The 22,713-nt window shown below is 59.7% G+C and carries 26 protein-coding genes; 13 read left to right on the forward strand and 13 right to left on the reverse strand.

All coding sequences use genetic code 11. The features are described 5' to 3' along the window. Nucleotides 1-211 precede the first annotated feature (211 nt). Nucleotides 212-1,231, forward strand: coding sequence for a M15 family metallopeptidase (locus DKW72_RS05195; RefSeq protein ID WP_111641261.1), 1,020 nt, complete (start codon nucleotides 212-214; stop codon nucleotides 1,229-1,231). 46 nt (nucleotides 1,232-1,277) lie between these two features. On the opposite strand, the gene DKW72_RS05200 is transcribed toward DKW72_RS05195, so the two are convergent. The 4 genes from DKW72_RS05200 to purM all read right to left on the reverse strand — a co-directional run bounded on the left by DKW72_RS05200 (nucleotide 1,278) and on the right by purM (nucleotide 4,295). After that, nucleotides 1,278-1,760, reverse strand: coding sequence for an FKBP-type peptidyl-prolyl cis-trans isomerase (locus DKW72_RS05200; RefSeq protein ID WP_111641262.1), 483 nt, complete (start codon nucleotides 1,758-1,760; stop codon nucleotides 1,278-1,280). Nucleotides 1,761-1,844: 84 nt separating this feature from the next. Then, the gene (locus tag DKW72_RS05205; protein ID WP_111641263.1) at nucleotides 1,845-2,564 is read right to left on the reverse strand and encodes a DUF3108 domain-containing protein; all 720 of its coding nucleotides are present in this window, start codon (nucleotides 2,562-2,564) and stop codon (nucleotides 1,845-1,847) included. Nucleotides 2,565-2,574: 10 nt separating this feature from the next. Next, entirely contained in the window at nucleotides 2,575-3,243 is a 669-nt protein-coding gene (gene purN / locus DKW72_RS05210) for a phosphoribosylglycinamide formyltransferase (protein ID WP_111641264.1), read from the reverse strand. Beyond that, nucleotides 3,240-4,295 carry a phosphoribosylformylglycinamidine cyclo-ligase gene (gene purM / locus DKW72_RS05215; protein WP_111641265.1) on the reverse strand — a complete coding sequence of 352 codons (1,056 nt, stop codon included), beginning with the start codon at nucleotides 4,293-4,295 and terminating at the stop codon, nucleotides 3,240-3,242. The genes purN and purM overlap by 4 nt, the downstream gene beginning before the upstream one ends. A gap of 189 nt (nucleotides 4,296-4,484) precedes the next feature. On the opposite strand from purM, the gene DKW72_RS05220 reads away from it, so the two are divergent. Next, on the forward strand, nucleotides 4,485-5,573 hold the full coding sequence (locus tag DKW72_RS05220; RefSeq protein ID WP_157960397.1) for a DUF2066 domain-containing protein: 1,089 nt from the start codon (nucleotides 4,485-4,487) through the stop codon (nucleotides 5,571-5,573). Nucleotides 5,574-5,577: 4 nt separating this feature from the next. Beyond that, the gene (gene hda / locus DKW72_RS05225) at nucleotides 5,578-6,306 is read left to right on the forward strand and encodes a DnaA regulatory inactivator Hda (RefSeq protein WP_111641267.1); all 729 of its coding nucleotides are present in this window, start codon (nucleotides 5,578-5,580) and stop codon (nucleotides 6,304-6,306) included. Here hda and DKW72_RS05230 read toward each other — a convergent pair. The 5 genes from DKW72_RS05230 to wrbA all read right to left on the reverse strand — a co-directional run bounded on the left by DKW72_RS05230 (nucleotide 6,296) and on the right by wrbA (nucleotide 10,636). Next, nucleotides 6,296-7,270 carry a glycosyltransferase family 2 protein gene (locus DKW72_RS05230; RefSeq protein ID WP_111641268.1) on the reverse strand — a complete coding sequence of 325 codons (975 nt, stop codon included), beginning with the start codon at nucleotides 7,268-7,270 and terminating at the stop codon, nucleotides 6,296-6,298. The genes hda and DKW72_RS05230 overlap by 11 nt on opposite strands. Before the next feature lie 66 nt (nucleotides 7,271-7,336). Further along, complete coding sequence (locus DKW72_RS05235) at nucleotides 7,337-7,726, reverse strand: GtrA family protein (RefSeq protein ID WP_111641269.1); 390 nt, start codon at nucleotides 7,724-7,726, stop codon at nucleotides 7,337-7,339. A 12-nt stretch (nucleotides 7,727-7,738) separates the two neighbouring features. After that, nucleotides 7,739-9,607: a signal peptide peptidase SppA gene (gene sppA, locus DKW72_RS05240; RefSeq protein ID WP_111641270.1), complete on the reverse strand. Its 1,869-nt coding sequence runs from the start codon at nucleotides 9,605-9,607 to the stop codon at nucleotides 7,739-7,741. Between the two features lie 16 nt (nucleotides 9,608-9,623). Continuing rightward, on the reverse strand, nucleotides 9,624-10,028 hold the full coding sequence (locus DKW72_RS05245; protein ID WP_111641271.1) for a DUF2069 domain-containing protein: 405 nt from the start codon (nucleotides 10,026-10,028) through the stop codon (nucleotides 9,624-9,626). Further along, nucleotides 10,025-10,636, reverse strand: a complete 612-nt coding sequence (gene wrbA / locus DKW72_RS05250) for an NAD(P)H:quinone oxidoreductase (protein ID WP_111641272.1) — start codon at nucleotides 10,634-10,636, stop codon at nucleotides 10,025-10,027. Before wrbA ends, DKW72_RS05245 begins: the two co-directional genes overlap by 4 nt. Nucleotides 10,637-10,732: 96 nt before the next feature. Here wrbA and DKW72_RS05255 point away from each other — a divergent pair, with 96 nt between their 5' ends. Next, a complete protein-coding gene (locus tag DKW72_RS05255) occupies nucleotides 10,733-12,004 on the forward strand; it encodes a YihY family inner membrane protein (protein WP_157960398.1) in 1,272 nt (423 codons plus the stop codon). On the opposite strand, the gene DKW72_RS05260 is transcribed toward DKW72_RS05255, so the two are convergent. From DKW72_RS05260 to DKW72_RS05275, 4 genes are all read right to left on the reverse strand, one after another. After that, complete coding sequence (locus DKW72_RS05260; RefSeq protein WP_111641274.1) at nucleotides 12,001-12,345, reverse strand: hypothetical protein; 345 nt, start codon at nucleotides 12,343-12,345, stop codon at nucleotides 12,001-12,003. The two genes, DKW72_RS05255 and DKW72_RS05260, sit on opposite strands and share 4 nt — an antisense overlap. 64 nt (nucleotides 12,346-12,409) lie before the next feature. After that, nucleotides 12,410-13,759 carry a flavohemoglobin expression-modulating QEGLA motif protein gene (locus tag DKW72_RS05265; RefSeq protein WP_111641275.1) on the reverse strand — a complete coding sequence of 450 codons (1,350 nt, stop codon included), beginning with the start codon at nucleotides 13,757-13,759 and terminating at the stop codon, nucleotides 12,410-12,412. A 13-nt stretch (nucleotides 13,760-13,772) separates the two neighbouring features. Continuing rightward, nucleotides 13,773-14,345, reverse strand: coding sequence for a CDP-alcohol phosphatidyltransferase family protein (locus DKW72_RS05270; RefSeq protein WP_111641276.1), 573 nt, complete (start codon nucleotides 14,343-14,345; stop codon nucleotides 13,773-13,775). Nucleotides 14,346-14,352: 7 nt separating this feature from the next. Then, nucleotides 14,353-15,093, reverse strand: coding sequence for an endonuclease/exonuclease/phosphatase family protein (locus DKW72_RS05275; protein WP_111641350.1), 741 nt, complete (start codon nucleotides 15,091-15,093; stop codon nucleotides 14,353-14,355). 222 nt (nucleotides 15,094-15,315) lie between these two features. On the opposite strand from DKW72_RS05275, the gene DKW72_RS05280 reads away from it, so the two are divergent. From DKW72_RS05280 to tolR, 9 genes are all read left to right on the forward strand, one after another. Next, the gene (locus DKW72_RS05280; protein ID WP_111641277.1) at nucleotides 15,316-15,600 is read left to right on the forward strand and encodes an FmdB family zinc ribbon protein; all 285 of its coding nucleotides are present in this window, start codon (nucleotides 15,316-15,318) and stop codon (nucleotides 15,598-15,600) included. Between the two features lie 44 nt (nucleotides 15,601-15,644). Next, nucleotides 15,645-17,429, forward strand: a complete 1,785-nt coding sequence (gene aspS, locus DKW72_RS05285) for an aspartate--tRNA ligase (protein ID WP_111641278.1) — start codon at nucleotides 15,645-15,647, stop codon at nucleotides 17,427-17,429. 463 nt (nucleotides 17,430-17,892) lie between these two features. After that, nucleotides 17,893-18,639: a YebC/PmpR family DNA-binding transcriptional regulator gene (locus DKW72_RS05290; RefSeq protein ID WP_111641279.1), complete on the forward strand. Its 747-nt coding sequence runs from the start codon at nucleotides 17,893-17,895 to the stop codon at nucleotides 18,637-18,639. Between the two features lie 67 nt (nucleotides 18,640-18,706). After that, entirely contained in the window at nucleotides 18,707-19,225 is a 519-nt protein-coding gene (ruvC, locus tag DKW72_RS05295) for a crossover junction endodeoxyribonuclease RuvC (RefSeq protein ID WP_111641280.1), read from the forward strand. A gap of 95 nt (nucleotides 19,226-19,320) precedes the next feature. Beyond that, entirely contained in the window at nucleotides 19,321-19,941 is a 621-nt protein-coding gene (gene ruvA, locus DKW72_RS05300) for a Holliday junction branch migration protein RuvA (protein ID WP_111641281.1), read from the forward strand. Nucleotides 19,942-19,981: 40 nt separating this feature from the next. Next, nucleotides 19,982-21,004 carry a Holliday junction branch migration DNA helicase RuvB gene (ruvB, locus tag DKW72_RS05305; protein ID WP_111641282.1) on the forward strand — a complete coding sequence of 341 codons (1,023 nt, stop codon included), beginning with the start codon at nucleotides 19,982-19,984 and terminating at the stop codon, nucleotides 21,002-21,004. Nucleotides 21,005-21,028: 24 nt separating this feature from the next. After that, a complete protein-coding gene (gene ybgC, locus DKW72_RS05310) occupies nucleotides 21,029-21,451 on the forward strand; it encodes a tol-pal system-associated acyl-CoA thioesterase (RefSeq protein WP_111641283.1) in 423 nt (140 codons plus the stop codon). 58 nt (nucleotides 21,452-21,509) lie between these two features. Next, nucleotides 21,510-22,202, forward strand: coding sequence for a protein TolQ (gene tolQ / locus DKW72_RS05315; RefSeq protein ID WP_111641284.1), 693 nt, complete (start codon nucleotides 21,510-21,512; stop codon nucleotides 22,200-22,202). A gap of 57 nt (nucleotides 22,203-22,259) precedes the next feature. Further along, nucleotides 22,260-22,655, forward strand: coding sequence for a protein TolR (tolR, locus tag DKW72_RS05320; protein ID WP_232522319.1), 396 nt, complete (start codon nucleotides 22,260-22,262; stop codon nucleotides 22,653-22,655). Nucleotides 22,656-22,713 lie beyond the last annotated feature (58 nt).

Here is a 22,713-nt window from a genome sequence, read left to right on the forward strand (position 1 = left end):
TTGCATAAACTGTGCCTTCGTTTGAGTTATAAGGGCACGAATGCTAAATTCCGTGAAAGACTTCTCAATAATGAAAAGAAGTTGCCGCTAACAACATACAGGCGATAGTGGCCGATTCTACGTCGGTCGGGAGCCGTTGCCGGGGCCGGTGAAAAAGCTGGATTTCGGGCAAAAATGGGAATTATTTCAGAGAGTTGGGTGAGAGTAACGCGTGAAACGTAGAGACGTACTGGCCGGTTTTGCCGCGGGGGTGGGGTTTACTCTGGGGAACGGCTACCTGTGGCAGCTGGCCGAGAATACCTACAACCGCGAACCGTTGAAGGTACAGCTGGATGCTGACGAGCCGATTGAGGACCTGTTTCTCGATGAGGAGATCATTGCGTCTTTCGAAGAAGGTATTTACGCTCCCAAAAGCGACCCTGTGGTGCTCGGTGAAAAGCTCCAGTCGGCTATCGATGCGGTAGTCAATGAGGTAAGCGATCCTGAGCCGGGCACATTGAAGGTGCTTAGCAGTGCCGATGATCTGCTCGATCGGGTACGCTATTTCGAGCGCGAGTTTGAGGATGATCTTTACCTACCCGAGAGTGAGCGACCGCTGTTTCACTCGGTGTTTGAGCGTTTACGTCAAACGGAAAAGACCGTGGGTCACGGCAATTTCAATTTACTGAGTTTTGATGAGCTGTTTCTTTACGCTCGTAACTACGGCAATGTCGGCCAGTTCAGTCGGGCCGAGTTGGATCTGGTGGACAAGCTTTTCTTCACTGATGCGCGGGATTACGGTTTTTTTGGCCAAAAAGTAACCACCGAATTGACCGCCAAGATCAACCCAAACGATACCTATAAAGTGCCTTACTCGGGCCACTTCCTGCTCAAGGGCGGTTCGCTTGATCATTATCGGCAGTTGGAAAGTGATATCGGCGATAGCCTTATCCTGACGTCGGGGGTGCGCGGCAACGTCAAGCAGATGCATCTGTTTATGGCCAAATGCCTGGAGTCGAACTACAACCTGTCTATGGCCTCGCGCTCATTGGCGCCACCGGGCTACTCGTACCATGGAATTGGGGACTTTGACGTGGGCCGAACGGGTCTGGGATACGCGAATTTTACCGAGGAGTTCGCCCACACGGATGAGTTTAAGCGTATGCAGGATTTGGGCTATATCCGGATCCGCTACACCGAGGACAATCGCTTTGGTGTGCGCTTTGAGCCCTGGCATATCAAGGTAGTTTAGCCGAGGCACCCTGGAAGGGGTGCCCGGCCTAACCGCCAGAGCGAGATCAGTGTTCTTCGCCGCCGGCGCCGTGAGCATGGCCGTGAGCCTGCTCGTCTTCACTGGCTTCACGCACTTCAGTGACTTCCACATCGAAAGTCAGATCAATGCCTGCCAGCGGGTGGTTGGCATCGATGGTGACGTTCTCGCCCTCAACGCTGACCACGGTCACAACCTGCATGCCCTGCTCGGTTTGAGCGTGGAACTGCATACCCGCTTCTACGTTGTCGACGCCGGAGAACATGGTGGCAGGCAGTTCCTGGATCAGCTGATCGTTGCGCTCGCCGTAGGCTTCGGCCGCCGGGATAGTCGCCTTGAACTTGTCGCCCGCGGTCTTGCCGGACATTTCCTTTTCCAGGCCGGGGATGATGTTGCTGGCGCCGTGCAGATAAGCCAGCGGCTCGCGGCCTTCGGAGCTGTCCAGAACCTTGCCTTCGCCGTCAGTCAGCGTGTAGTGGAAGCTGGCGACGCAATTGTTGCTGATGTTCATAACAAAATAACCTTTTGGGTTTTAGGTGAGTGAAAGCGGTCGTTTAGACTTCTTGTGGTTAGAGTCGGTGGTTGGGCATTGTCACTAAAAGCGCCTGATCGCCTGGCCGTTCACATTGGCCTTGCTGATATTCAGGGTGTAGGACGTACCGCCCTCGTCCTGCTCCAGGCGGACCAGAAGCAGGTTGTGGTCTTTGGCCAACCAAAGGTTGGTGGTGCGGTCACTGCCCTCACGGCTGCGGCGCACCTTGATGGTGTCAACCTCGCCCAGGGTAGTGTCCAAGCGCTCTTCTCCAACGATGTCGAACTGATATTCGCGCAGATCGCCGCCGTCGGTAATCTGGTAAAAGAGCGTATCTTTTCCTTGCAGCAGGTCTTTCTGCAGTTGTACCTGAAAACTCAGTCGATCTTGCAGGCGCTGCTCGGTGTCAATCGGCCAGCTCTCGCCATTGCCGTCGCTGACCTCTGCCTCATCCCAGTCAAAGCTGAGCTGGTGGTCGCGGCCGCGCCCCAGGCCCCGGCGCCGATAGCTGTAATTCAGTGGTTGTACTTCGCCCTCATCGCTCCAGGCAAAGTGCGTTTTTTCGTCGAGACTGGCGAGCCAGGTACTGGCGGAAAAATGCAGTTCCTGGGTGCCGTCGCTGTTGCTTTTGAGTTCATGGACGGCGGTAATGGAGAAGCCCATGATCCGGGTACGGTATTCGTTTTTGAAGGTCTCTGGCATTTCAGCCGCGGTAGTTGTGCTCCAGCACAGCGCGGCCAACAGGCTTATCAGAGGTAAAAAGATCCGTTGCGGTGTCGTCATAAAGACTCTCTCAGTCGGCTTCGGTCTCGATTAGATACCCGGATGCGGGTAAAGGTTCGCCATCCAGTAGCGATTGACCATTGTGCATCCTCAGCCGGCCTTGCGCAAACCACTGTATCGCCAGTGGATAAATACGATGCTCCTGGCGTTGAACGCGGCTTGCCAGGGCGGCGGCATCATCGCCCGGGCGCACGGCCAGCCTGGCCTGCACTGCCGGTGGTCCGCCGTCGAGTTCGGCTGTGACAAAGTGCACGGTAACCCCGTGCTCGCGGTCGCCGGCGTCCAGCACACGCTGGTGGGTATTGAGCCCCTGATACTTGGGCAGCAGCGAGGGATGAATATTGAGCATGCGCCCCGCATAGTGATTGGCGAAGGTTGGCGTCAAAATCCTCATAAAGCCCGCCAGCACCACCAGGTCCGGCGAAAACTCATCGATCTGGGCCATGAGCGCCCGATCGAAGGCCTCGCGTCCGTCAAACTCTGTATGATCGAGCACCCGTGCCGGAATACCCGCCTGTTTCGCTCGCTCCAGGCCTTTGACCCCGGGCCGATTGCTCACGACTGCCGCAATCTGTGCCGGAATCTGGCCGGAGCGGGTGGCGTCGATAATGGCTTGCAGGTTGCTGCCGCTACCGGAGATCAGTACGACCAGCCGTACCGGCTGGGAGTCATCACTCATTGGCTCAAGCCCTTGAGTTCAACCCGCTCGTCGCCGTCCTGGCAGGATTCGATGGTGCCGACGACGAAGGCGTTTTCGCCGGCCTCGCGCAGCAGTGCCAATGCGGCGTCAACCCGTCCAGCGGGAACTGCGATCACCATGCCCACGCCGCAGTTGAAGGTGCGGTACATTTCTCGTGCCTGGACATTGCCGCTGCGCTGCAGCCACTGGAACACCGGAGGCAGTGTCCAGGTAGTCGTGTCAATCACCGCTTTGCAGTGCTCGGGGAGCACCCGGGGAATATTCTCGAGCAGGCCGCCACCCGTGATGTGCGAGAGTGCGTGAACCGGCTCTTGTGCAATCAGCTTGAGCAGTGCTTTGACATAGATACGGGTGGGCGCCATCAGGGCTTCTGCCAACGTCGTGTCGCCGCAGCCCTGGTTCAGATCGGCATTACTTACCTCAATGATCTTGCGGATCAGGGAGTAGCCGTTGGAGTGGGGGCCGCTGGCGGCCAGCCCGATCAGGGCGTCGCCCGCCTGGACTTTGCTGCCGTCGATAATGCCGGACTTTTCCACCACGCCGACGCAGAACCCGGCCAGGTCATAGTCGTCGCCCTCGTACATACCGGGCATTTCGGCGGTTTCGCCGCCGACCAGGGCGCAGCCGGCCTGTTCGCAGCCGGTACCAATGCCAGTGACGACATCCGCCGCCACATCCACGTTGAGCTTGCCGGTGGCGTAGTAATCGAGGAAAAACAGCGGCTCAGCACCGGCGACCACCAGATCATTGACACACATGGCCACCAGGTCGATACCGATGGTGTCGTGCTTGCCCAAGGTCATCGCCAGGCGCAGTTTGGTGCCCACGCCGTCGGTGCCAGACACCAGCACCGGCTCCTTGTAGCCTTTGGGCAGCTCACACAGGGCGCCAAATCCACCCAGGCCGCCCATGACCTCGGGGCGCTGGGTGCGCTTGGCAACGCCCTTGATACGCTGCACCAGGGCTTCGCCTGCGTCGATGTCGACACCGGCATCTTTATAGCTCAAAGAAGTGGGCTGTTGTTCGCTCATAAGGGCTCACTCGTGGGTCGCCAGCGTCAGGCTGGACGAGGGTTGGCAGAAAAAGCGCGTATTCTACCAGCTTCTGTTGCCAAGTTGCAGGAGCGCGCTGACAAAAGAGTGAACGGCGACGGGTTTCAGCCGGTCTATTGCCTGCTACAATGCGCCTCTGGCAGGGCCTGTCACCGATTGGAGAGACGATTGAAACGCTTATTAACCTTGATATTGTTCATGTGTGCCCCTCTGGTTGCGTCCGGACAACCGCTGGATCTGTACCAGGCCGATGTGTTGGTGCTGGATCAGAGTGAGGCGGAGCGGGTGCGGGGCGCGCGCGCGAGCCTGGCGGACGTCATGTTGCGTCTCTCCGGCCATCCCCGGGTGCTCGAGCACGAGGATGTGCGCGCTGCTATTGCCCGGGCCGAAAGTTATATGCACGAATTCAGCTACAGCGGCACCGACGAGCGTTTGGAGCGCGACGGGGAAGAGCATCCCGCCCGCAGGCTCTCTATACGCTTCGCGCCGAGCGCCCTGGAGGAGATCCTGCGCACCGCCGGACTGCCCTTATGGCCGGCAAACCGACCGGTCGTGCTGGTCTGGATGGTCGAGGCCGAAGCCGGTGAGCGCCAGTTCGTCAATGATACCGAGTACTGGCGGACTCTGCGCTCGCAGGCCCGGGTGCGGGGCTTGCCGCTGGTGTCGCCGTTGCTGGATCTGGAAGACCGGTTGGCGCTGTCTGCCGACGAGCTTTGGCGTCTCGACCAGGCGGCGATTCGCAATGCCGCACGCCGCTATCAGGCCGATGCGGTACTGGTGGGGCGCTATACCCGCAGCAGCGCCGGCGTTGTGCGCTCGGAGTGGGATCTCTTTCACGGTCTGAGTCGTCACGGCTACGATATTCGGGCTGAAGCGGTTGTTGACGTGCTCAGCGACAGTGTCGATCAGGTGGCTAATTACTTTGCGGAACAGTACGCCATTATTCCTCAAGAGGAAGGCCCCGACGCGCTGATTGTCCAAGTGTCGGCGGTCGGCAGCTTTGCTGCCTATAAAAGTTTGCAGCGCTACGTTGAGAGTTTACCCGTGGTGCGCCGCGCGGAGTTGGTGAGCCTGCGCGATGATGCCCTGACGCTGCGTCTGTATACCGAGGGTGGTGTCGACCGCTTGATTAGCCAGTTTGCCCGGGATGACCGGCTCCGGGAGCCGCGCGTGTCCGGTACCTTGCGTCTGCCCGAGAACCGTTACCTGCCGCAGGGCAGCCAGGCCAACCCGTTGAGCTATATCTGGTCGGAGTAATGCCATGACCCAAACCGGTAAGCCCTGTGCGCCGCGCCAGTTGTCATTAGGGGTCAGCCTCAACGACGATGCCACCTTCGACAATTTCTATGCCCCGGACGACTCGGCCAATGCCCAGGTGCTGGCGTTGTTGCGCGAGCAGGTCAACGGGGGCGCGGAATGGTTTGTTTACCTGTGGGGGGCCTCCGGTGTTGGGCTCACGCATTTGCTTCAGGCCGGTTGCCATCGCGCACAGGCGGCGGGCCTGAGTGTTCAGTACTTACCGCTGGCAGAATTGGTGGGCTTTGCGCCGAGCGATTTACTCGACGGCCTGGAGCAGGTCGACTATGTGTGTATCGATGCCTTGCAGGCCGTTGCTGGGCGGCCGGACTGGGATGAAGCGCTGTTCCACTTTTACAACCGGATGCGCGATGCCGGTGGCCGACTCCTGGTGGCCGCTGTGCAGGGGCCACAGGAACTGCCGGTGGGGTTAGCGGATTTGCGCTCACGCCTCCAGTGGGGGGTCACCTGTCAGGTGCAGCCATTGACCGATGAGCAGAAGTGCGCGGCGTTGATGCGCCGAGCGCATGCGCGCGGACTGGAGTTGAGTGAAGAGGTGGCGCACTACATTATCCAGCGGGTGCCCCGGGACATGAACGAGTTGTTCTGTTATTTACAGCGCCTCGACCACGCCTCGCTCGCCGAGCAGCGCCGGCTTACCATTCCTTTCGTCAAAAAAGCCCTCAACCTTTAACCCCGGTTTGGGGAGGCTCCTCGTCGACACTGGCGCTGCCTCGGTGGTGTTTCTCCACCAGGTACAGGGGGCGACGCTTGGTCTCTGAAAACATTCGCCCCAGGTATTCACCCAGCACACCGAGAAACAGCAGCTGCATCCCTCCGAGAAACAGGACCACGGTCATCAGTGATGGATAACCCGGGACCGGATCGCCGTAGATCAGGGTTTTGGCAACGATAAAGCTGCCCGTAATGATGGCAGAAAAGGCGATAAGCAATCCCAGGTAAGAAGCGATCTTCAACGGCAGGGTGGTAAATGAGGTGATGCCATCCAGGGCGAAATTCCACAGATTCCAATAATTGAAAGTGGACGTGCCCTCAAAGCGCGCATCGCGCTGATAGGGCAGGGCAATCTGGCGGTAGCCGACCCAGGCGAACAGTCCCTTCATAAACCGGTTGCTCTCTGGCAGCTGGCGCAACGCTGTGACCGCCCGGCGACTGAGTAATCGAAAGTCCCCCGTGTCGCGCGGAATATTGACCCGGCTGACGCGTTTGATCACCTTATAGAAATATTTCGCGGTGAGTTTTTTCACCGCGCTTTCACCGCGTCGCTCGGTGCGCTGTCCGTAGATATTGTCGTAGCCTTCGCGCCAGAGTTCGATCATTTTGGGAATCAGTTCCGGCGGGTCCTGCAGGTCGGCATCAATAATCACCACCGCATCGGCGTCCACCAGATCCAGTCCGGCGGACATGGCCGCTTCCTTGCCAAAATTCCGGCTCAGGTTGATGTAGGACACCTGGGGATCCTGTTGTGCCAGAGCCCGGATAATGCTCAGAGAGTTGTCCGAGCTGCCATCGTTAACAAACAACATCTCACAGCGGACATCCAGGGTTTTAAACAGCTCGGACAGGCGTCGGTGGGTTTCGCCCAGACAACCTTCTTCGTTATATACCGGTACCAATACCGTGATTTTGTCGGTCATGATCGTCAGTCCGTTTGTCTCTGTTCGAAACGTTTTATTGTGGCCAGGCAGGTGTTCCAGGCTGAGCTATACCTTGCGATAAATCCAGTGCTTGTGCAACAGGTAGTTGACCACCAGGGTGATCATGGTTGCCCCGACCTGAGCCAGCAAGTACCAGGGCAGGACCAGCAATAACAACCAGAAACTCAGGGTATTGAGGCCGAGGCCGAGGGCGACCACCAGCACGAACTTGCTCAGGGTATCCCGATGGCGCTGGCGTGAGGCAAAGGTGAAGTAGTAGTTGAGCAGGTAGTTGACCGCCGCGCCGATGGCATAGGCGCTGGCCGAGGCAGCTACGGCGGGCAACAACCGGCTCTCAACAAACAGGATAAGGCTGACGTACTGAGCGCCGGTAGCAACGCCACCCACCAGTACAAAACGCACCCACTGAGGGGCCAGGCGGTGTTGAATACCCATTTCCGGCACCGGTCAGGGCGCCGTGCAGTTCAGGCAGCGGGCGTAGGTTGCGCGCGGATCATTGAATTCGCGCAGCATTAACAGCGGCTCGAGGCCGGCGTCCAGTCCGCTGCGCCACTCCGGTGGCGCCAGGTTCAGGAGCCATCGCTCGGGTAGCAGCGCGCCGACGCTGGAGCCGCTGAGGCGGCTGAGCAGCATTTCGCGCGCCGACATCGGACGGCTTACCGGCTCAACGCTGTAGTGCTCCAGCCCGGCGTGTTCAGCGGCTGCAGCAATCACCTCGTTGAGGTCACCGAGCCGATCTACAAGACCCAGCTCCAGCGCGCTGGCGCCAGTCCACACTTGCCCCTGCGCGACTTCATGGACCGCCTCAGGCGTGGTGCCCCGAGCCTCGGCAACCAGAACCAAAAAGCGCTGATAGATATCATCGACGCCGAGCTGAATGATGTCACGCATTTGCGGCGACAGGGGGCGATCCAGACGTGTCGCACCGGCGAGTGCCGTGCTGCCTACACCGTCGGTGTAGATGCCCAGGTGTTCGAGACTGTCCTCAAAGGTGGGGATGGCACCAAAGACGCCGATGGACCCGGTCAGGGTTGTGGGTGTGGCCCAGATCTCATCGGCACCGGCGGCAATCCAGTAGCCGCCGGACGCAGCCATACTGCCCATGGAGACCAATACCGGAATGCCGCTGGCGCGTAAAGTTTCTACCTCTGCCCGGATGACTTCCGAGGCAAAGGCGCTGCCCCCGGGGCTGTCAACGCGGATGACCAGGGCCTTGATGTTCGGATTTTCGGCGACTGATCGCAGTTGCTCGGCCATAGTGGCGCTGCCGATCTGGCCGTCGCCCTGGTAACCGTCCATGATCCGGCCCGAGGCCACCAGCACCCCGATCTGATCGCTGTGGCGTGGGATAAAGGGTTGGATGTCAGCCAGGTAACGGCGGTGATTGATGCCGCGGTAACGATGCGCATCGCCGGACGTGGCGCCAAAGAGCGGAATCAACTGGTCGTGGATATCCCGGTGGTCGCTCAGGCCATCCACCAGACCGCTTTCAAGCGCAAGCCGCGCCGAGCTACCACCGCTGGCGCGGAGCTTCTGATCCAGGTTGTTGATGTAGTCATCGATGGCACCGGTGGGCAGGTTACGAAGGCTTTCAACCCGGGAGGTATAGACGCCCCAGAGCTCGTTCAGCCACTGACTGGTGTTGGCCCGGGCCTCGTCAGACATGTCGTCGCGACTGAAAGGCTCGATCGCACTCTTATAGGCGCCGGACTGAAAGGTGTGGAAGTTGATGTGCAGCTTATCCAGCGCCGACTTGAAGTAGCTGCTGTAGGCCCCGTACCCGGTCAGCAATACCATGCCCATATCGTGCAAGTAAATTTCATCGGCGTAGCTCGCCAGATAATACTGTTGTTGCGAGAAGTTGGTGCCCACGGCCACCACCGGCTTGCCCGATTCGCGAAACGCCACCAGAGCCCGGCCGACTTCCTCGAGTTTGCTGATGCCGCCGCCCGCGAGGCCGTCCAGTTCCATCACCAGACCCGTGACGCGCTCGTCTTCGGCGGCGTAGTGCAAGGTATCGACCAGGTCGCTGACCTGGGTTTCCGGCGGTGGACTGCCGTCGTCAAACAGGAGTTCCATCGGGGTTGGCTGGCGCCGCTGGTCTACCAGCATGCCGCTTGGGGCTAGCGTCAGGGCGAAGCTATCCGGCAGCGGTTCTGGGGCTCGAGGCATAAGCACCAGAACGACAAACAGGATAAGTGCAATAAACAGCAGGTTTGCCAGGGCGATACGGAGCCAGGTGATGGTCCGTCCAATGGCACCAAATAAACGGCGTATCGGGCCGCGCTGGCGTTGCTTGGGGGTGTGGTCGTACACGGCAGTGTTCCTTCAATTATTCCCGGGTCGTCGGTGCGTTTGCAGGTTGCTCCGAGTGAAGCATTTGATCGAGCATCTCGCGCTGCTTCCAGCGGCTGGTCATCATGGCACCGACAAACACTATCACGGACAGTACCAGGACAATATAGCCGTAGACGTGCACCACCGGCGACATGACGTTGGTGACCGCCCAGATGAAATACACCAGAATAATGAAACAGAGCCAGCTATACACGCGGTAGTGGTCTCTGATCAGACCGGGAAGAATCACGGCCAGAGGCAGGGTTTGCACGACCCAAAGCTTGAAGCTACCACCGGGAAAGGTCAGATTCCAGATCACAAAGCTGAACAATAGCAGGCCATAGCAGGCGGTGGTTATGGCCTGAGCAATGCGACGTTTGCGCGATACGGTAGGGGTCATGAGGGTTCTCCAATAAGTCGTTTGGCCAGGCGGCCGACGCGCTCGCCGAGCGCCTGGCAAAGCACTGTTTCGTCTTCGCTCAAGGTTGCTGGGGTATCCCCGGCAGCCAAGTGGGAGGGGCCGTAGGGTGTCCCGCCGGTACGGGTGCGCGCCAGCGCCGGATGATCGTAGGGCTGGCCGACCAACACCATACCGTGGTGCAACAAGGGCACCAGCATGGTCAGTAGCGTCGACTCCTGTCCACCGTGGAGCGTAGAGGTGGAGGTAAACACGGCGGCGGGTTTGTCGATCAGGTTGCCGTTCACCCACAGGCTGCTGGTGCTGTCGATAAAGTATTTTAGCGGTGCAGCCATATTGCCAAAGCGCGTTGGGCTGCCCACAATCAGGCCCGCGCACTGCTTGAGGTCGTCCAGGGTGACGTAGGGAGGCCCCTGGTCGGGTATCGGAGGCTCACTGGCTTCGGTCGTTGGCGACACGGCCGGTACCGTGCGCACCCGGGCCTCAAGTCCACTGCGGGTTACGCCGCGGGCCACCTGGGCGGCCATTTCACGGGTTGAGCCCGAGCGGCTATAGTAGAGTACAAGAACGTAGGAATCGGAATCGCTCATAGAGTCGGCTCGACGAGAGTGTTTGCAAATTCTACCGCAAACCCGCCGACTTTGCCGGGCAGGTATGTGGCCAATAGTAGGGTTATGGGGGTAGTGGTGCACAAAATAGTGGTGGAAAAGATGGCGCAGTTGCGTTTTTTTGGATGGCGCGCCAAACAGTTCGTGGTGCTTTTGGGACAGATTTTTGTCGAAAAGTCCTGCCAGAAAAGTGCCGCCTCGCTCACTTACGTGACGCTGTTTGCTCTGGTGCCACTGATGACCGTGACCTACTCGATGTTCACCGTCATCCCGGCCTTCCACGATCTGGCTGATGACCTCCAGCAGATGTTGTTCGCCCACGTGGTACCGGAAACCGGACAGGAACTGGTCAACTATTTACAGGATTTTTCGGAACAGGCCCGTCGCCTGACGGTGGTCGGGGTGGCCTTTTTGGTGGGCGCAGCCTACCTGATGCTCAAGAATATCGAGAAGAACTTTAATGCCATCTGGGGTGTGGAGCAGGGTCGTCGCGGTTTGATGAGCTTCCTGTTGTATTGGGCGGTGCTCAGTCTCGGGCCGCTGCTGCTCGGTATCGGTTTGGGGATGAGCACTTATTTGGTGTCCGTGCGCATGATGGTGGATGAGTACGACCCGCTCGGATTGATTACCTGGGTGTTTGAGCTGGTGCCCTGGTTGCTGTCGGCGGCCACTTTTACGCTGTTGTTTGCGGCGGTGCCCAACACCCGCGTACCTTTTGGGCACGCGGTGCTGGGCGGGATCGTGACGTCTATTGGATTCGAGGTGCTCAAGCGGGTCTTTGGCCTGATTGTCACGCATTCGTCGCTGACCTTCATCTACGGGGCCTTCGCGATGGTGCCGTTGTTTCTTTTGTGGATTAATTTTACCTGGATGCTGGTGTTGGCCGGGGCGGTGTTCGTGCGCACCATCGGCTCCTATCAGGTGATGATCAAAGATAAGGGTTACCCGGATCTGTTGGCCGGATTGCTGGTGCTGTGGCACTTCTATCAAAAGGCGGCACTAACCGGGGAGGGGATTTCCGACCGGCAATTGCAAAATATCGGTCTGTCCGGCGACCAATGGCAACGGATCCGCTCGGCGCTGTTGCGTCACCACGTGGTCACGATCACGGATAACAGTGATTTGGTCTTGTCCCGGGATCTACACCAGCTTTCCTTGCGCGAGCTGGCCAATATACTGTCGATGACAGTGCAAATGCCCGATTCGGCCAAACGCCTTGATCACCTGCCTTGGTACGAGAGCGCGGCTGCGCGCCTGGGGGCGATCGACGCGTTTACCGTTGGCCAACTGGATGCTTCGGTGGCCGATTTATTCGAAAGCGGAGAGCAGGACGATACCGAGGCGAATTAGCGCCAGAACGCCCACCAGGGGCGTTTTTGCAGATAGTGCGCCAAGTGCGCTTCGCGGTCTTCATTTGAGGTGAAAAACAGGTAGTCCTGCTTGGGTCTTGGGCCCGAGCGTTTGCCTGGGGTGACCGCCTCGATGCTGAGCTTGGGTAGGCCGAGCTTGCGGTCGGCGTTAAAGCTCTGGTTCCAGTGCATCAGTATGTCGCGCTTGGCGAGGGCCACGGCCATGGCCTCGTTTTCGGCTTTGATAATACGACAGGCGATAAAGCCGGTCACTGGCTCGGGGCTGCCGTAGTTGTCAAAGAAAAAGCCCTCGCCCGCTATCACGATTCGGTAGTATGTCATGGGTAAACTGTCAGTCTCTCACCGCTGTGCGCCGTCGCCCGGGTTGGGCGGCGGCGCTATTGTATCAGTCTAATTCGGTGTCGGCTTGCCCTGTATAGAGAGGGTCGGTGTGGGGCAGCTGCTGGAACAGCTTGTTAAAGTGCTGCTGAATGCGTGCCTGGTTCATAAAGCCCATGCCGCTGGAGAAGCCAAACCAGACGTAGAGGCCGTTCAGGTCCCGGAACATGCTGGGAATATAGCGCGGTGCAGCGATGACGCCCTCCAGGTAGCGCTCGTACAGTACCGGGAGGTCGTCCAGTGTCACCTTGCCCACAAACAGCATCGGAATAATCTCCGGCACCCCTGATTGGATGGCGCTGCGGATGAAGTTGACGTTCTCCACAAAGCCTTTGACGTAGGAAATATCCTTGGTGAACACCGATCCGGGGCCTGTCCCATTGGCCAGCATGCCGCCCCGAAAGACCCGCTGCGTGACCCGATAACTGTCGTGCTCAGTCACACCTTTGTCGAGAAAGTGGCGATAGACCTCGCAAAAATCCGCTCCCTGTTCCGCCAGATCCACCGCAACCACCCGGTCGCTCACGCGTCGGGCACGCTGGGGGAAACTGCTGAAGGTCAGGGTTTCCATCAGCACCGCCATGCCTTCCTGAATGGCGGTGATGCGCGGCGACCCGACGCTCAGCCAGGTCGCCCAAGGCTGCTGGCGACCGTTGAGCGTGGTGCCGATATGCACCCAGCCCTCGTGCACTTCCAGCACCTGCAGGTCCAGCTCAGAGAAGTGCGCCCGTCGGTTGATCTTGAAGCAATCGCCGCCGGCGGCGGCATCGGAGACAATATCGTCGCTGATTTCTACCCGCACTGCGCCCGGGGTGAAGTACTTGTCCATGCGTTCGCGCAGGAGTTCTACCGCTCGCGGGGCGTCAATATCGCTGGCGTAGGGCCGGTTCAGATGCTCGACCGCCGGCAGGGAGAAGACGTCGCACAGGCGCTCACCCAACTGGCGCAGGGTCTTGCGATCGCCGCGAATATGATCGCTGGCAGAGCCGTAGAGCTCACGGCTATAGCGTCCAAATTCGGGACCGCCCCGGTGCCGCAGCAGCTCGATGACCACCTGGTACTGCTCAGTGGTGGATTGCAGGATACGCCCGAGGGCATCACCCCGGCCCAGTTGCCGGGGAATATCCCGTTTCAGCTCAGCCAAGTCGCGCGCCAGGGCGTCCGGATCAAACCCCAGCTTCTGTTGCTGATAATAGTCTTTGGGCAGGGCCGGCAGGGCCTTGCCGCCCTTGGCCCTGAACTCTGATTCCAGCCCCGACGGCCATTTGATGGCATCGAGAATCCGGATCGGTCGTTGCAGGTTCACCAACCGGGAGGAGAGGGTTTTGAGTGTTTCGAGAGGGTTGGTTGAAGGCATGGGGTCTCCTGAATCAGGGGGACTGGCGGCGCAGCAGCAGGTGCCAGACCGATTTGATATCGGCTCGGCGCTCGCGCAGGTACAAGGTAATGCAGGATTGCTCCAGGGCCGCCAGGATAATCAGTACACAGGCCAATCGGAAGGGCCAGTGAGGTCCGCCGGAGAACATGATTATACACCCCAGCGCCAATGCCACCGCCGCCACCTTGGTCATCCAGGTGTGATAACTGGCCAGCCCTCCAAACTTGAATAACCCCAAAATCATCGCTGCGCTCATGCTGCCGAAGGCTGTCATTACATAGACGCGTTCCTCGGCCATTTCCCGGGGCCAGAGTAGGTGGGCGGCGATCGCCAGAGCGAGATAAAGTGCGATATCGCCCCAGCTGTCCAGCTGCGCGCCGAATTCGCTGCAGACGTTGAAACGGCGCGCCAGCGCGCCGTCGAGCGCATCGGTAATAAAGGCCACGAGCAGCAGAGACAGGAAAGCGGCCTGCCAGCCGTACCAGGCCAGCCACACTAAAACCGGGGTCATGGCCAGACGCAGCAGACTCAGGGCGTTGGGTAAATAAGAGGCTATAGGGCTCATCGCGGGGTCATTTCATCCTGAAAACCGCCAGCAGTGGCGTGTGGTCCGAGAGGTTGCGCCAGGGTTTGTGTGTCAAACACTCGCACTCCACTGGCTCCAGACCCCGATAATAGACCCGGTCTACCGGTAACAGCGGGAATAGGGCCGGAAAGGTGCGGGCATAGCGGCCGCAGGTTTCCTGAAAAACTTCAGTCAGCTTCAGATCATTGGATAAATGGCGTTCGGCGTCGCCGGTCCAGTCATTAAAGTCCCCGGCCACGATCAAAGGCTCGTCCATGGGCACATGGTCGGCGATATGGCGGCTGAGAATGCCCATCTGGCGTTGGCGGTGGTGGGTAAAGAGGTCCAGATGGATGCACACCAGATGGAGGCGTTGCCCCTCAATGGTGACCACACCGTGGAGCAGGCTGCGGCTGGCCTTGCGCATATGAGAGACGTTGATATTGTCCCAACGGGCAAAGGGGTATTTGCTCAGGATGGCGTTGCCGTGGTGGCCGTGGTCGTAGATGGCGTTCTTGCCATAGGCGTAGTGGGGCCAGAGCTCATCGGCCAGGAACTCGAACTGGCTCTCCAGGGGCCAGCCCTTGATACGCTGCTCCTTGCGGGTATTCCGTCCCTGGATTTCCTGCAAAAACGCCAAATCCACATTGGCGCCGCGCAGCTGCTCGCGCATCTGGTGCAGCATAAAGCGCAGATTGCCCGCCGCAAAGCCTTTGTGGATGTTGTAAGTCAGCATTCGTATCAGCATAAGCGGAAACATACACCAGCCATCCGGGAAAATCTCCCCTTTATTTTCGGGCAAATGACCCTATTTAGTCCGGGATTCCGGGCGCGGGCGCCGCGCCGCAGGTGCGGCTTTCTCGCAACCCCGCTCCTGAGGTATAATCCCCGCCTTTTGGTTGGAGGGCTAAGGCCCGTCAACCGGGCCCGGGTGTGACCCATTGGCAATCAGTGTTTTGAGGATTCTGTGATGCCCATATATGAATATCAGTGTAGCGCCTGTGGCCACCAGCACGAGGCCCTTCAAAAGTTGAGTGACGAGCCCTTGGTGGACTGCCCCGCGTGCAGTGCGCCAGCGCTCACCAAACTGATCTCTGCGGCGGGCTTTCGCCTCAAGGGCGGTGGCTGGTACGAGACCGACTTTAAAGGCGGTGACAAGAAAAAGAACCTGTTTGGCGCTCAGGAGAAAAAGCCCGAAACCAAGACTGTTGGCGGCCATACCCACAAGGGTGGTGGCAGCTGCTCGGCCTGCTGAAGCAGGCCCAACCCTATAGACCGAACGATTGACGGGAAAACACTATGCGCAGTGATTACTGCGGCGCCTTGCGCGCCGACCACATCGACCAGGAAGTAACCCTTTGCGGCTGGGTTGACCGCCGCCGGGATCATGGCGGGGTGATTTTTATCGACCTGCGTGATCGCGAGGGTATTGTGCAGGTGGTGTTCGATCCGGACGGCAAGGACAACTTTGCCCTGGCCGACAAAGTGCGGGGCGAATATGTGTTGCAGGTCACCGGTCGGGTGCGCGCCCGGGATGCAGCCACCGTCAATCCCAATATGGCTACCGGCGCGATTGAAGTCTACGGCACCGGCCTGCAGATTCTGAACGAGGCGGAAACCATCCCCTTTCCCCTGGACGAACACTCCAAAGTGGGCGAGGACGTGCGCCTCAAGTACCGCTATCTGGACCTGCGCCGCAGCGAGATGCAGCACAACCTGCGGTTCCGCTCCAAGGTGACCAACGCGGTGCGCAACTACCTGGACGATAACGGCTTCCTGGATATCGAAACCCCGATTCTGACCCGCGCCACGCCCGAGGGCGCGCGCGACTACCTGGTGCCCTCGCGCACACACGATGGCAAGTTCTTTGCGCTGCCGCAGTCGCCCCAGCTGTTCAAGCAGCTGCTGATGGTGTCCGGTTTTGATCGCTACTACCAGATTGCCAAGTGCTTCCGCGACGAAGACCTGCGCGCTGATCGCCAGCCGGAATTCACCCAGATCGACATCGAAACCGCCTTTATGGATCAGGACGGCATCATGGCGGTCACCGAAGGCATGGTGCGCTCGGTCTTCAAAAGTGCCATGGACGTGGAGTTCGGCGACTTTCCGCGCATGAGTTACGCTGAGGCCATCGCCAAATACGGTTCCGACAAGCCCGATCTGCGCATCCCGCTGGAACTGGTGGACGTCAAGGACCTGATGACCGAAGTGGATTTCAAAGTCTTCTCCGGCCCGGCCAAGGATCCCAAAGGCCGCGTGACCGCCCTGAAGGTCCCGGGTGGCAACGAGAAACTGACCCGCAAACAGATCGACGACTACACCAAGTTCGTGGGCATCTACGGAGCCAAGGGCCTGGCCTATATCAAGGTCAACGACAAGAGCGATCTGGAAGAAGGCCTGCAGTCCCCGATTGTGAAATTCCTGCCCACCGAGGTGCGCGCCGCGATCCTCGATCGCCTGGACGCCCAAAACGGCGACCTGATCTTCTTCGGGGCAGACAAGCACCGGGTCGTCACCGAAGCCTTGGGCGCACTGCGCTGCAAACTGGGGGAAGACCTCGATCTCTACACCGCCGAGTGGGCGCCCTTGTGGGTGGTGGACTTCCCCATGTTCGAAGATGATGAACAGGGTGGCTGGGCCGCCTTGCACCACCCATTCACCGCGCCCAACTGCTCGCCGGACGCCCTCGAAGCCAACCCGGGCGAAGCCCTGTCCAAGGCCTACGATATGGTGCTCAACGGCACCGAGCTGGGTGGCGGCTCGATCCGTATCCACAACCAGGCGATGCAGCAGGCGGTATTCCGGCTGTTGGGTATCGAGGCCGAGGAGCAACGGGAGAAGTTCGGCTTCCTGCTCGACGCCCTCAAGTACGGCGCACCGCCCCACGGTGGTCTGGCCTTCGGCCTGGATCGCTTGATCATGCTGATGACCGGCGCCAGCTCGATCCGCGACGTGATCGCCTTCCCGAAAACCCAGACGGCGGCCTGTGTCATGACTGATGCACCGGGAGCGGTGGATGAGGTGCAGCTGCGCGACCTCAACATCCGCCTCCGGAAGAAGGAAAAGCCGGCCGCTGCTGAGTAGCCCGATTCGACAGCGGTAAGGCGTGTCGGGAGTGGCCCGCCGCGCGGGGCCGGGGTAAACCTTTCGGGACACGCAGCAAGTACATCCTTGTATGCTCGAGAGCCGCATCCCTGCGGCTCACGGTCCCGAAAGGTTTACCCCGGCTCCGCGCTCACGCCTCCACGTAGTAGAGACTTTGTGAAAGTGGTTACTTGAAAGTGAGCGGGCCGGCTTAGGGGGGGGGAGGAAAAGGTTGCCCCCCATCACACCACACAACTGCAGACGTTTTGTGGGTTGGTCACGACAACGTGAGGAGGCTGGCTTAGGGGGAGAAGGGTTTCAAGACCGTGAGCCGCAGGGATGCGGCTCTCGAGCGTACAGGGAAGTATTCACAGCGAGTCTTGAAACCCTTCTCCCCCTAAGTCGGCCGGACCCCAAAAACACGAGCAAAAATTCAGCAGACCCAACAATACGGAGGCCCGAGATGGCAGGTCATAGTAAATGGGCGAACATCAAACACCGTAAAGCCGCGCAAGACGCTAAGCGGGGCAAGATCTTCACCAAAATGATTCGCGAACTCACCGTCGCGGCCAAATCCAGCCCCAACCCGGAAGACAACCCGCGCCTGCGTACCGCCGTCGACAAAGCCCTGGGCGCGAACATGAAACGCGACACCATCGACAAAGCCATCGCCCGCGGCGCGGGCGCCGCCGATGCGGACAACTATGAAGAGGTCACCTACGAAGGCTACGGCAATGCCGGCGTTGCCGTCTTGGTCGAATGCATGACCGACAACAAAAACCGCACCGTCTCCGAAGTCCGTCACGCCTTCAGCAAACGCGGCGGCAACCTGGGCACCGACGGCTCGGTTGCCTACCTGTTCAGCCGTATCGGCCAGATCAGCTACCCGGCGGGCACCGACGAAAACCGGCTGATGGAGGCGGCCCTGGAAGCGGGCGCCGAAGACGTGGTGACCAACAGCGATGGCAGCTACGACGTTCAGACCGCGTTTGAAGACTACTTCGTGGTCAAAGATGGGTTGATTGCGGCCGGTTTCGAGCCGGAGAACGCCGAAATCACGATGAAACCCTCGACTCTCATCGAACTCGACAAGGCCGGTGCCGAAAACCTGCTCGCCCTGGTGGACATGCTCGAAGACCTGGACGACGTCCAGAATGTGTACACCAACGCCGATATTCCCGATGCAGTGATGGAAGAGCTCAACAGCTGATGTCCTCTGCCCCCTGTGCAGCACCGTCAGGCGGCGCTACACTGGCTGCTCATACAGGACATTGACCATGAAGCGAATATTGGGCATCGATCCGGGCTCACGTAAAACCGGGTTTGGCATCATTGACGTCAGCGGTGCCAGCACCCGCTACGTCACCAGTGGCGTGATCCGGGTGCCCGAGGGCAGTCTACCGGAGCGGCTCAAAGTGATTTTTGACGCCATTACCCAAATCTGCCTGCAGCACAGCCCTGACCAGGTGGCGGTGGAGCAGGTATTTATGGCCAAAAACGCCAGCTCGGCCCTCAAGCTGGGTCAGGCCCGGGGGGCGGCCATCACTGCCGCGGTCAATCAGTCCCTGCCAGTGGCCGAGTACGAGGCACGCAAGGTCAAGCAGTCGGTGGTGGGTACCGGGGCGGCGGACAAGCTCCAGGTGCAGCATATGGTCAAGGTGCTCCTGCGCTTGCCGGCCACGCCCCAGGAGGATGCGGCCGACGCCTTGGCGGTGGCTCTTTGCCACGCCAACACTCAGGAGCAACTGATCGGCCTCGCCGGTCGCGGCCAGTTTCGGCGCGGACGCATGGTGTAACGCGACTGTGCACGCCGTCCGTGCGTCAGCATCGGCAATCCTGTATATTTCGTCACACACCCATAGCCATTCACGACCCGCCAAGACGGACTCCCATGATCGGACGCCTGCACGGAACACTACTGGAAAAACAGCCGCCTTACTTGCTGATTGACGTCAACGGCGTCGGCTACGAAGTGCAGGCGCCCATGACCACCTTCTATCAGTTGCCCGCATTGGGCGAGACCGCCACCCTCTACACTCACCTGGCGGTGAGCGAGACCGCCCAACAGTTGTTCGGCTTCGCCCAGGAGCGCGACCGGCGCCTGTTTCGCACCCTGATCAAGGTCAGCGGTGTCGGCCCCAAACTGGCGGTGGCCATTCTTTCGGGCATGGAAACCGATGATATCGTGCGCTGCGTGCGCGATGACGACGTCAAGGCTCTGGTACGGGTGCCGGGCGTGGGCAAGAAGACTGCCGAGCGGCTGATGATTGAGCTCGGTGACCGGCTCAAACAATGGGAACTGCCGCGCCACGATCTGCTGACCCCGGATGTGGCACCGGCGCCCGGCAACCAGGACAAGGACAATCAGGCTGAGGCCGAGAGCGCCCTGATTGCCTTGGGCTACAAGCCCACCGAGGCCGCTAAAATGATCGCGGCCGCTGTCCGTCAGGACCCGGTGGCAGGCAGCGAGACGCTGATCCGCCTGGCCCTGCGCAGCATGGTTTCGGGCTGAGTCCGAACAACGATAACCGCCGTGAGCGAGCACCACTGCCATGATTGAAACTGACCGTCTGATTGCCGCCGCCCCCCAGGAGCGAGAAGAACAATTTGATCGGGCCATTCGCCCGAAAACCCTGGCTGAGTACGTCGGGCAGCCTACCGTGCGCGAGCAAATGGAGATTTTTATCGGCGCGGCCCGGCAGCGGGGCGATTCTCTCGATCATACCCTGGTGTTTGGCCCACCCGGATTGGGCAAAACCACCCTTGCCAATATCATCGCCGCCGAAATGAGGGTGTCGCTCAAAAGCACCTCCGGGCCGGTGCTGGAAAAGGCGGGCGACCTGGCCGCCATGATGACCAACCTCGAGGCCGGCGACGTGCTCTTTATCGACGAGATTCACCGGTTGAGCCCGGTGGTCGAAGAGATCCTCTATCCGGCGATGGAGGACTTTCAGCTCGACATCATGATCGGCGAGGGCCCGGCGGCGCGCTCCATCAAACTGGACTTGCCGCCCTTCACCCTGGTGGGCGCCACCACCCGCGCCGGGCTCCTGACCTCGCCATTGCGTGATCGCTTCGGTATCGTTCAGCGCCTGGAGTTTTATAACATTGCTGACCTGAGCCATATCGTGGCCCGCTCGGCGAGCCTGCTCGGGGTGGAGATGGAGTCCGGCGGCGCCGAGGAGGTGGCCCGGCGCTCGCGCGGCACGCCCCGGATTGCCAACCGTCTGCTGCGCCGTGTGCGCGATTACGCCGAAGTCAAAAGTGACGGCCGGATCACCACCGACATCGCCGACCGGGCCCTGAATATGCTCAATGTCGACGAGCGCGGTTTCGATCATATGGACCGACGGCTGCTGCTGACCCTGATGGAAAATTTTGGCGGGGGCCCGGTGGGTATTGAGAGCCTCTCGGCGGCGATCAGCGAAGAGCGCGGGACGATTGAGGATGTGATTGAGCCTTACCTGATCCAGCAGGGCTTCCTTGCGCGCACCCCGCGTGGACGCGTGGTTACTGACCATGCCTACGTACACTTTGGCCTGCCCGTGCCGGGCAGTGCCACGCCCGACAACTGATTGTCATCAAACGGGAACCGCTGTATGGCATTTTCGATCCCCGTGCGCGTTTACATTGAGGACACCGACGCGGGCGGTATTGTCTATTACGTCAATTACCTCAAGTATATGGAGCGGGCGCGGACAGAACTTCTGCGGGCTTTGGGGTATGATAAGCCCGCGATTTTGGAGGGTGGTCAACTGCTGGTGGTGCACTCGGCCCAGATCAGTTACCGGCGTCCCGCGCGGCTCGACGACGCACTTGGCGTAACCGCCGATGTCGCCCGGCTGGCGCGCACTTACGTAGAATTCGAGCAGCGTGTGTGGCGAGGGAACGATTTGTTATGCGAGGGTCTAATCCGCGTTGCCTGTGTCAGCGGAGAGCGGATGAAACCCAGCGCCATGCCCAAAGATTTGCACGAAAATGTGGCGCGTTGGTGCGAACAGCACCAGGAACAGACCGACTGACAAAAATTTACATGATTTAACGCCCGGGACCGGGCCAACTGACGAGAAGCTTACTGATATGTCTGACGTTCAGCATTCCATGTCGATTTGGGGATTGATCGCCGATGCCGGCGTACTGGTGCAACTGGTGATGCTGTCACTGTTGCTCGCCTCGGTGTTTTCCTGGGTGGTGATTGTCCAGCGGGGTATCTATCAAACGCGGGCCCGGTCGCAGTTCCTCGCCTTCGAGAAGCAATTTTGGTCCGGCGTCGACCTGGGCAACCTCTACCGCCAGGGCAATGGTCGGGTGATTGATGGGGCGGAGACTATCTTTCGTGCAGGCTTCAAGGAATTCACTCGCCTGCGACAGCAATCCGGTGCCGACTCGGATGCGGTCATGGACGGTAGCCAGCGGGCTATGCGCGTGGCTTTGGCGCGGGAAGAGGAAAAGCTGGAGTCCGGCCTCCCGTTTCTGGCCAGTGTCGGGTCGGTCAGCCCCTATGTGGGTTTGTTTGGTACCGTCTGGGGGATCATGAATGCGTTTCGTGGCCTTGCCAGTGTGCACCAGCCGACCTTGGCGGTGGTTGCCCCGGGTATCGCCGAGGCCCTGATTGCTACGGCCATGGGCCTGTTCGCCGCGATCCCCGCAGTGCTTGCTTTCAACCGCTACTCATCCCGTGCCGAGTCGTTGCTAGGTAACTATCAGACCTTTGCGGAAGAGTTTTCCTCGATTTTGCACCGCCAGGTGCATCACAAAAACGTGTCCTCATAGGCAAAAGGGTAGCGGTTTATGGCGGAGTTCAGGCCCAGAGGCAAGAAAAAACGCTTTATGTCAGACATCAATGTGGTTCCCTATATTGATGTCATGCTGGTGCTGTTGATTGTGTTTATGGTGACCGCACCCATGCTGATGCAGGGTGTGCGCGTCGATCTGCCGCAATCGGCGGCCGAGGCTATCGAAACCAATGAAGACGAAGAGCCGATTATTGTGTCAGTACGTGCTGATGGCACTTACTATCTGAATGTCGGTGGCGATCAGGAAGAGGAAAAGCCCCTGGCGGACATTACTGAAATGGTCAGCCGGGTGCTGCGTCAACAGCCTCAGACCCAGGTGCTGGTGTGGGGCGATCGCAATGTCAGCTACGGTGTGGTGGTAAGCCTGATGAGTGAACTCCAGGGCGCCGGTGCTCCCGCCGTAGGCTTGATCACGGAGCCGCCACAGTAACCATGGGCTGGATAAGAGCGAACTGGCTATCGGCGAACAGCTATACACTGCCTGTGGT

The sequence above is a fragment of the Marinimicrobium alkaliphilum genome (assembly GCF_003259155.1).
GTDB lineage: Bacteria > Pseudomonadota > Gammaproteobacteria > Pseudomonadales > Cellvibrionaceae > Marinimicrobium_A > Marinimicrobium_A alkaliphilum.

Coding starts and splice junctions, on each gene's coding strand:
- DKW72_RS05200 (WP_111641262.1), bottom strand. CDS start 1,760: ATGAACATCAGCAACAATTGCGTCGCCAGCTTCCACTACACGCTGACT.
- DKW72_RS05205 (WP_111641263.1), bottom strand. CDS start 2,564: ATGACGACACCGCAACGGATCTTTTTACCTCTGATAAGCCTGTTGGCC.
- purN (WP_111641264.1), bottom strand. CDS start 3,243: ATGAGTGATGACTCCCAGCCGGTACGGCTGGTCGTACTGATCTCCGGT.
- purM (WP_111641265.1), bottom strand. CDS start 4,295: ATGAGCGAACAACAGCCCACTTCTTTGAGCTATAAAGATGCCGGTGTC.
- hda (WP_111641267.1), top strand. CDS start 5,578: ATGACCCAAACCGGTAAGCCCTGTGCGCCGCGCCAGTTGTCATTAGGG.
- DKW72_RS05230 (WP_111641268.1), bottom strand. CDS start 7,270: ATGACCGACAAAATCACGGTATTGGTACCGGTATATAACGAAGAAGGT.
- DKW72_RS05235 (WP_111641269.1), bottom strand. CDS start 7,726: ATGGGTATTCAACACCGCCTGGCCCCTCAGTGGGTGCGTTTTGTACTG.
- DKW72_RS05245 (WP_111641271.1), bottom strand. CDS start 10,028: ATGACCCCTACCGTATCGCGCAAACGTCGCATTGCTCAGGCCATAACC.
- wrbA (WP_111641272.1), bottom strand. CDS start 10,636: ATGAGCGATTCCGATTCCTACGTTCTTGTACTCTACTATAGCCGCTCG.
- DKW72_RS05260 (WP_111641274.1), bottom strand. CDS start 12,345: ATGACATACTACCGAATCGTGATAGCGGGCGAGGGCTTTTTCTTTGAC.
- DKW72_RS05265 (WP_111641275.1), bottom strand. CDS start 13,759: ATGCCTTCAACCAACCCTCTCGAAACACTCAAAACCCTCTCCTCCCGG.
- DKW72_RS05270 (WP_111641276.1), bottom strand. CDS start 14,345: ATGAGCCCTATAGCCTCTTATTTACCCAACGCCCTGAGTCTGCTGCGT.
- DKW72_RS05275 (WP_111641350.1), bottom strand. CDS start 15,093: ATGCTGATACGAATGCTGACTTACAACATCCACAAAGGCTTTGCGGCG.
- DKW72_RS05280 (WP_111641277.1), top strand. CDS start 15,316: ATGCCCATATATGAATATCAGTGTAGCGCCTGTGGCCACCAGCACGAG.
- aspS (WP_111641278.1), top strand. CDS start 15,645: ATGCGCAGTGATTACTGCGGCGCCTTGCGCGCCGACCACATCGACCAG.
- DKW72_RS05290 (WP_111641279.1), top strand. CDS start 17,893: ATGGCAGGTCATAGTAAATGGGCGAACATCAAACACCGTAAAGCCGCG.
- ruvC (WP_111641280.1), top strand. CDS start 18,707: ATGAAGCGAATATTGGGCATCGATCCGGGCTCACGTAAAACCGGGTTT.
- ruvA (WP_111641281.1), top strand. CDS start 19,321: ATGATCGGACGCCTGCACGGAACACTACTGGAAAAACAGCCGCCTTAC.
- ruvB (WP_111641282.1), top strand. CDS start 19,982: ATGATTGAAACTGACCGTCTGATTGCCGCCGCCCCCCAGGAGCGAGAA.
- ybgC (WP_111641283.1), top strand. CDS start 21,029: ATGGCATTTTCGATCCCCGTGCGCGTTTACATTGAGGACACCGACGCG.
- tolQ (WP_111641284.1), top strand. CDS start 21,510: ATGTCTGACGTTCAGCATTCCATGTCGATTTGGGGATTGATCGCCGAT.
- tolR (WP_232522319.1), top strand. CDS start 22,260: ATGTCAGACATCAATGTGGTTCCCTATATTGATGTCATGCTGGTGCTG.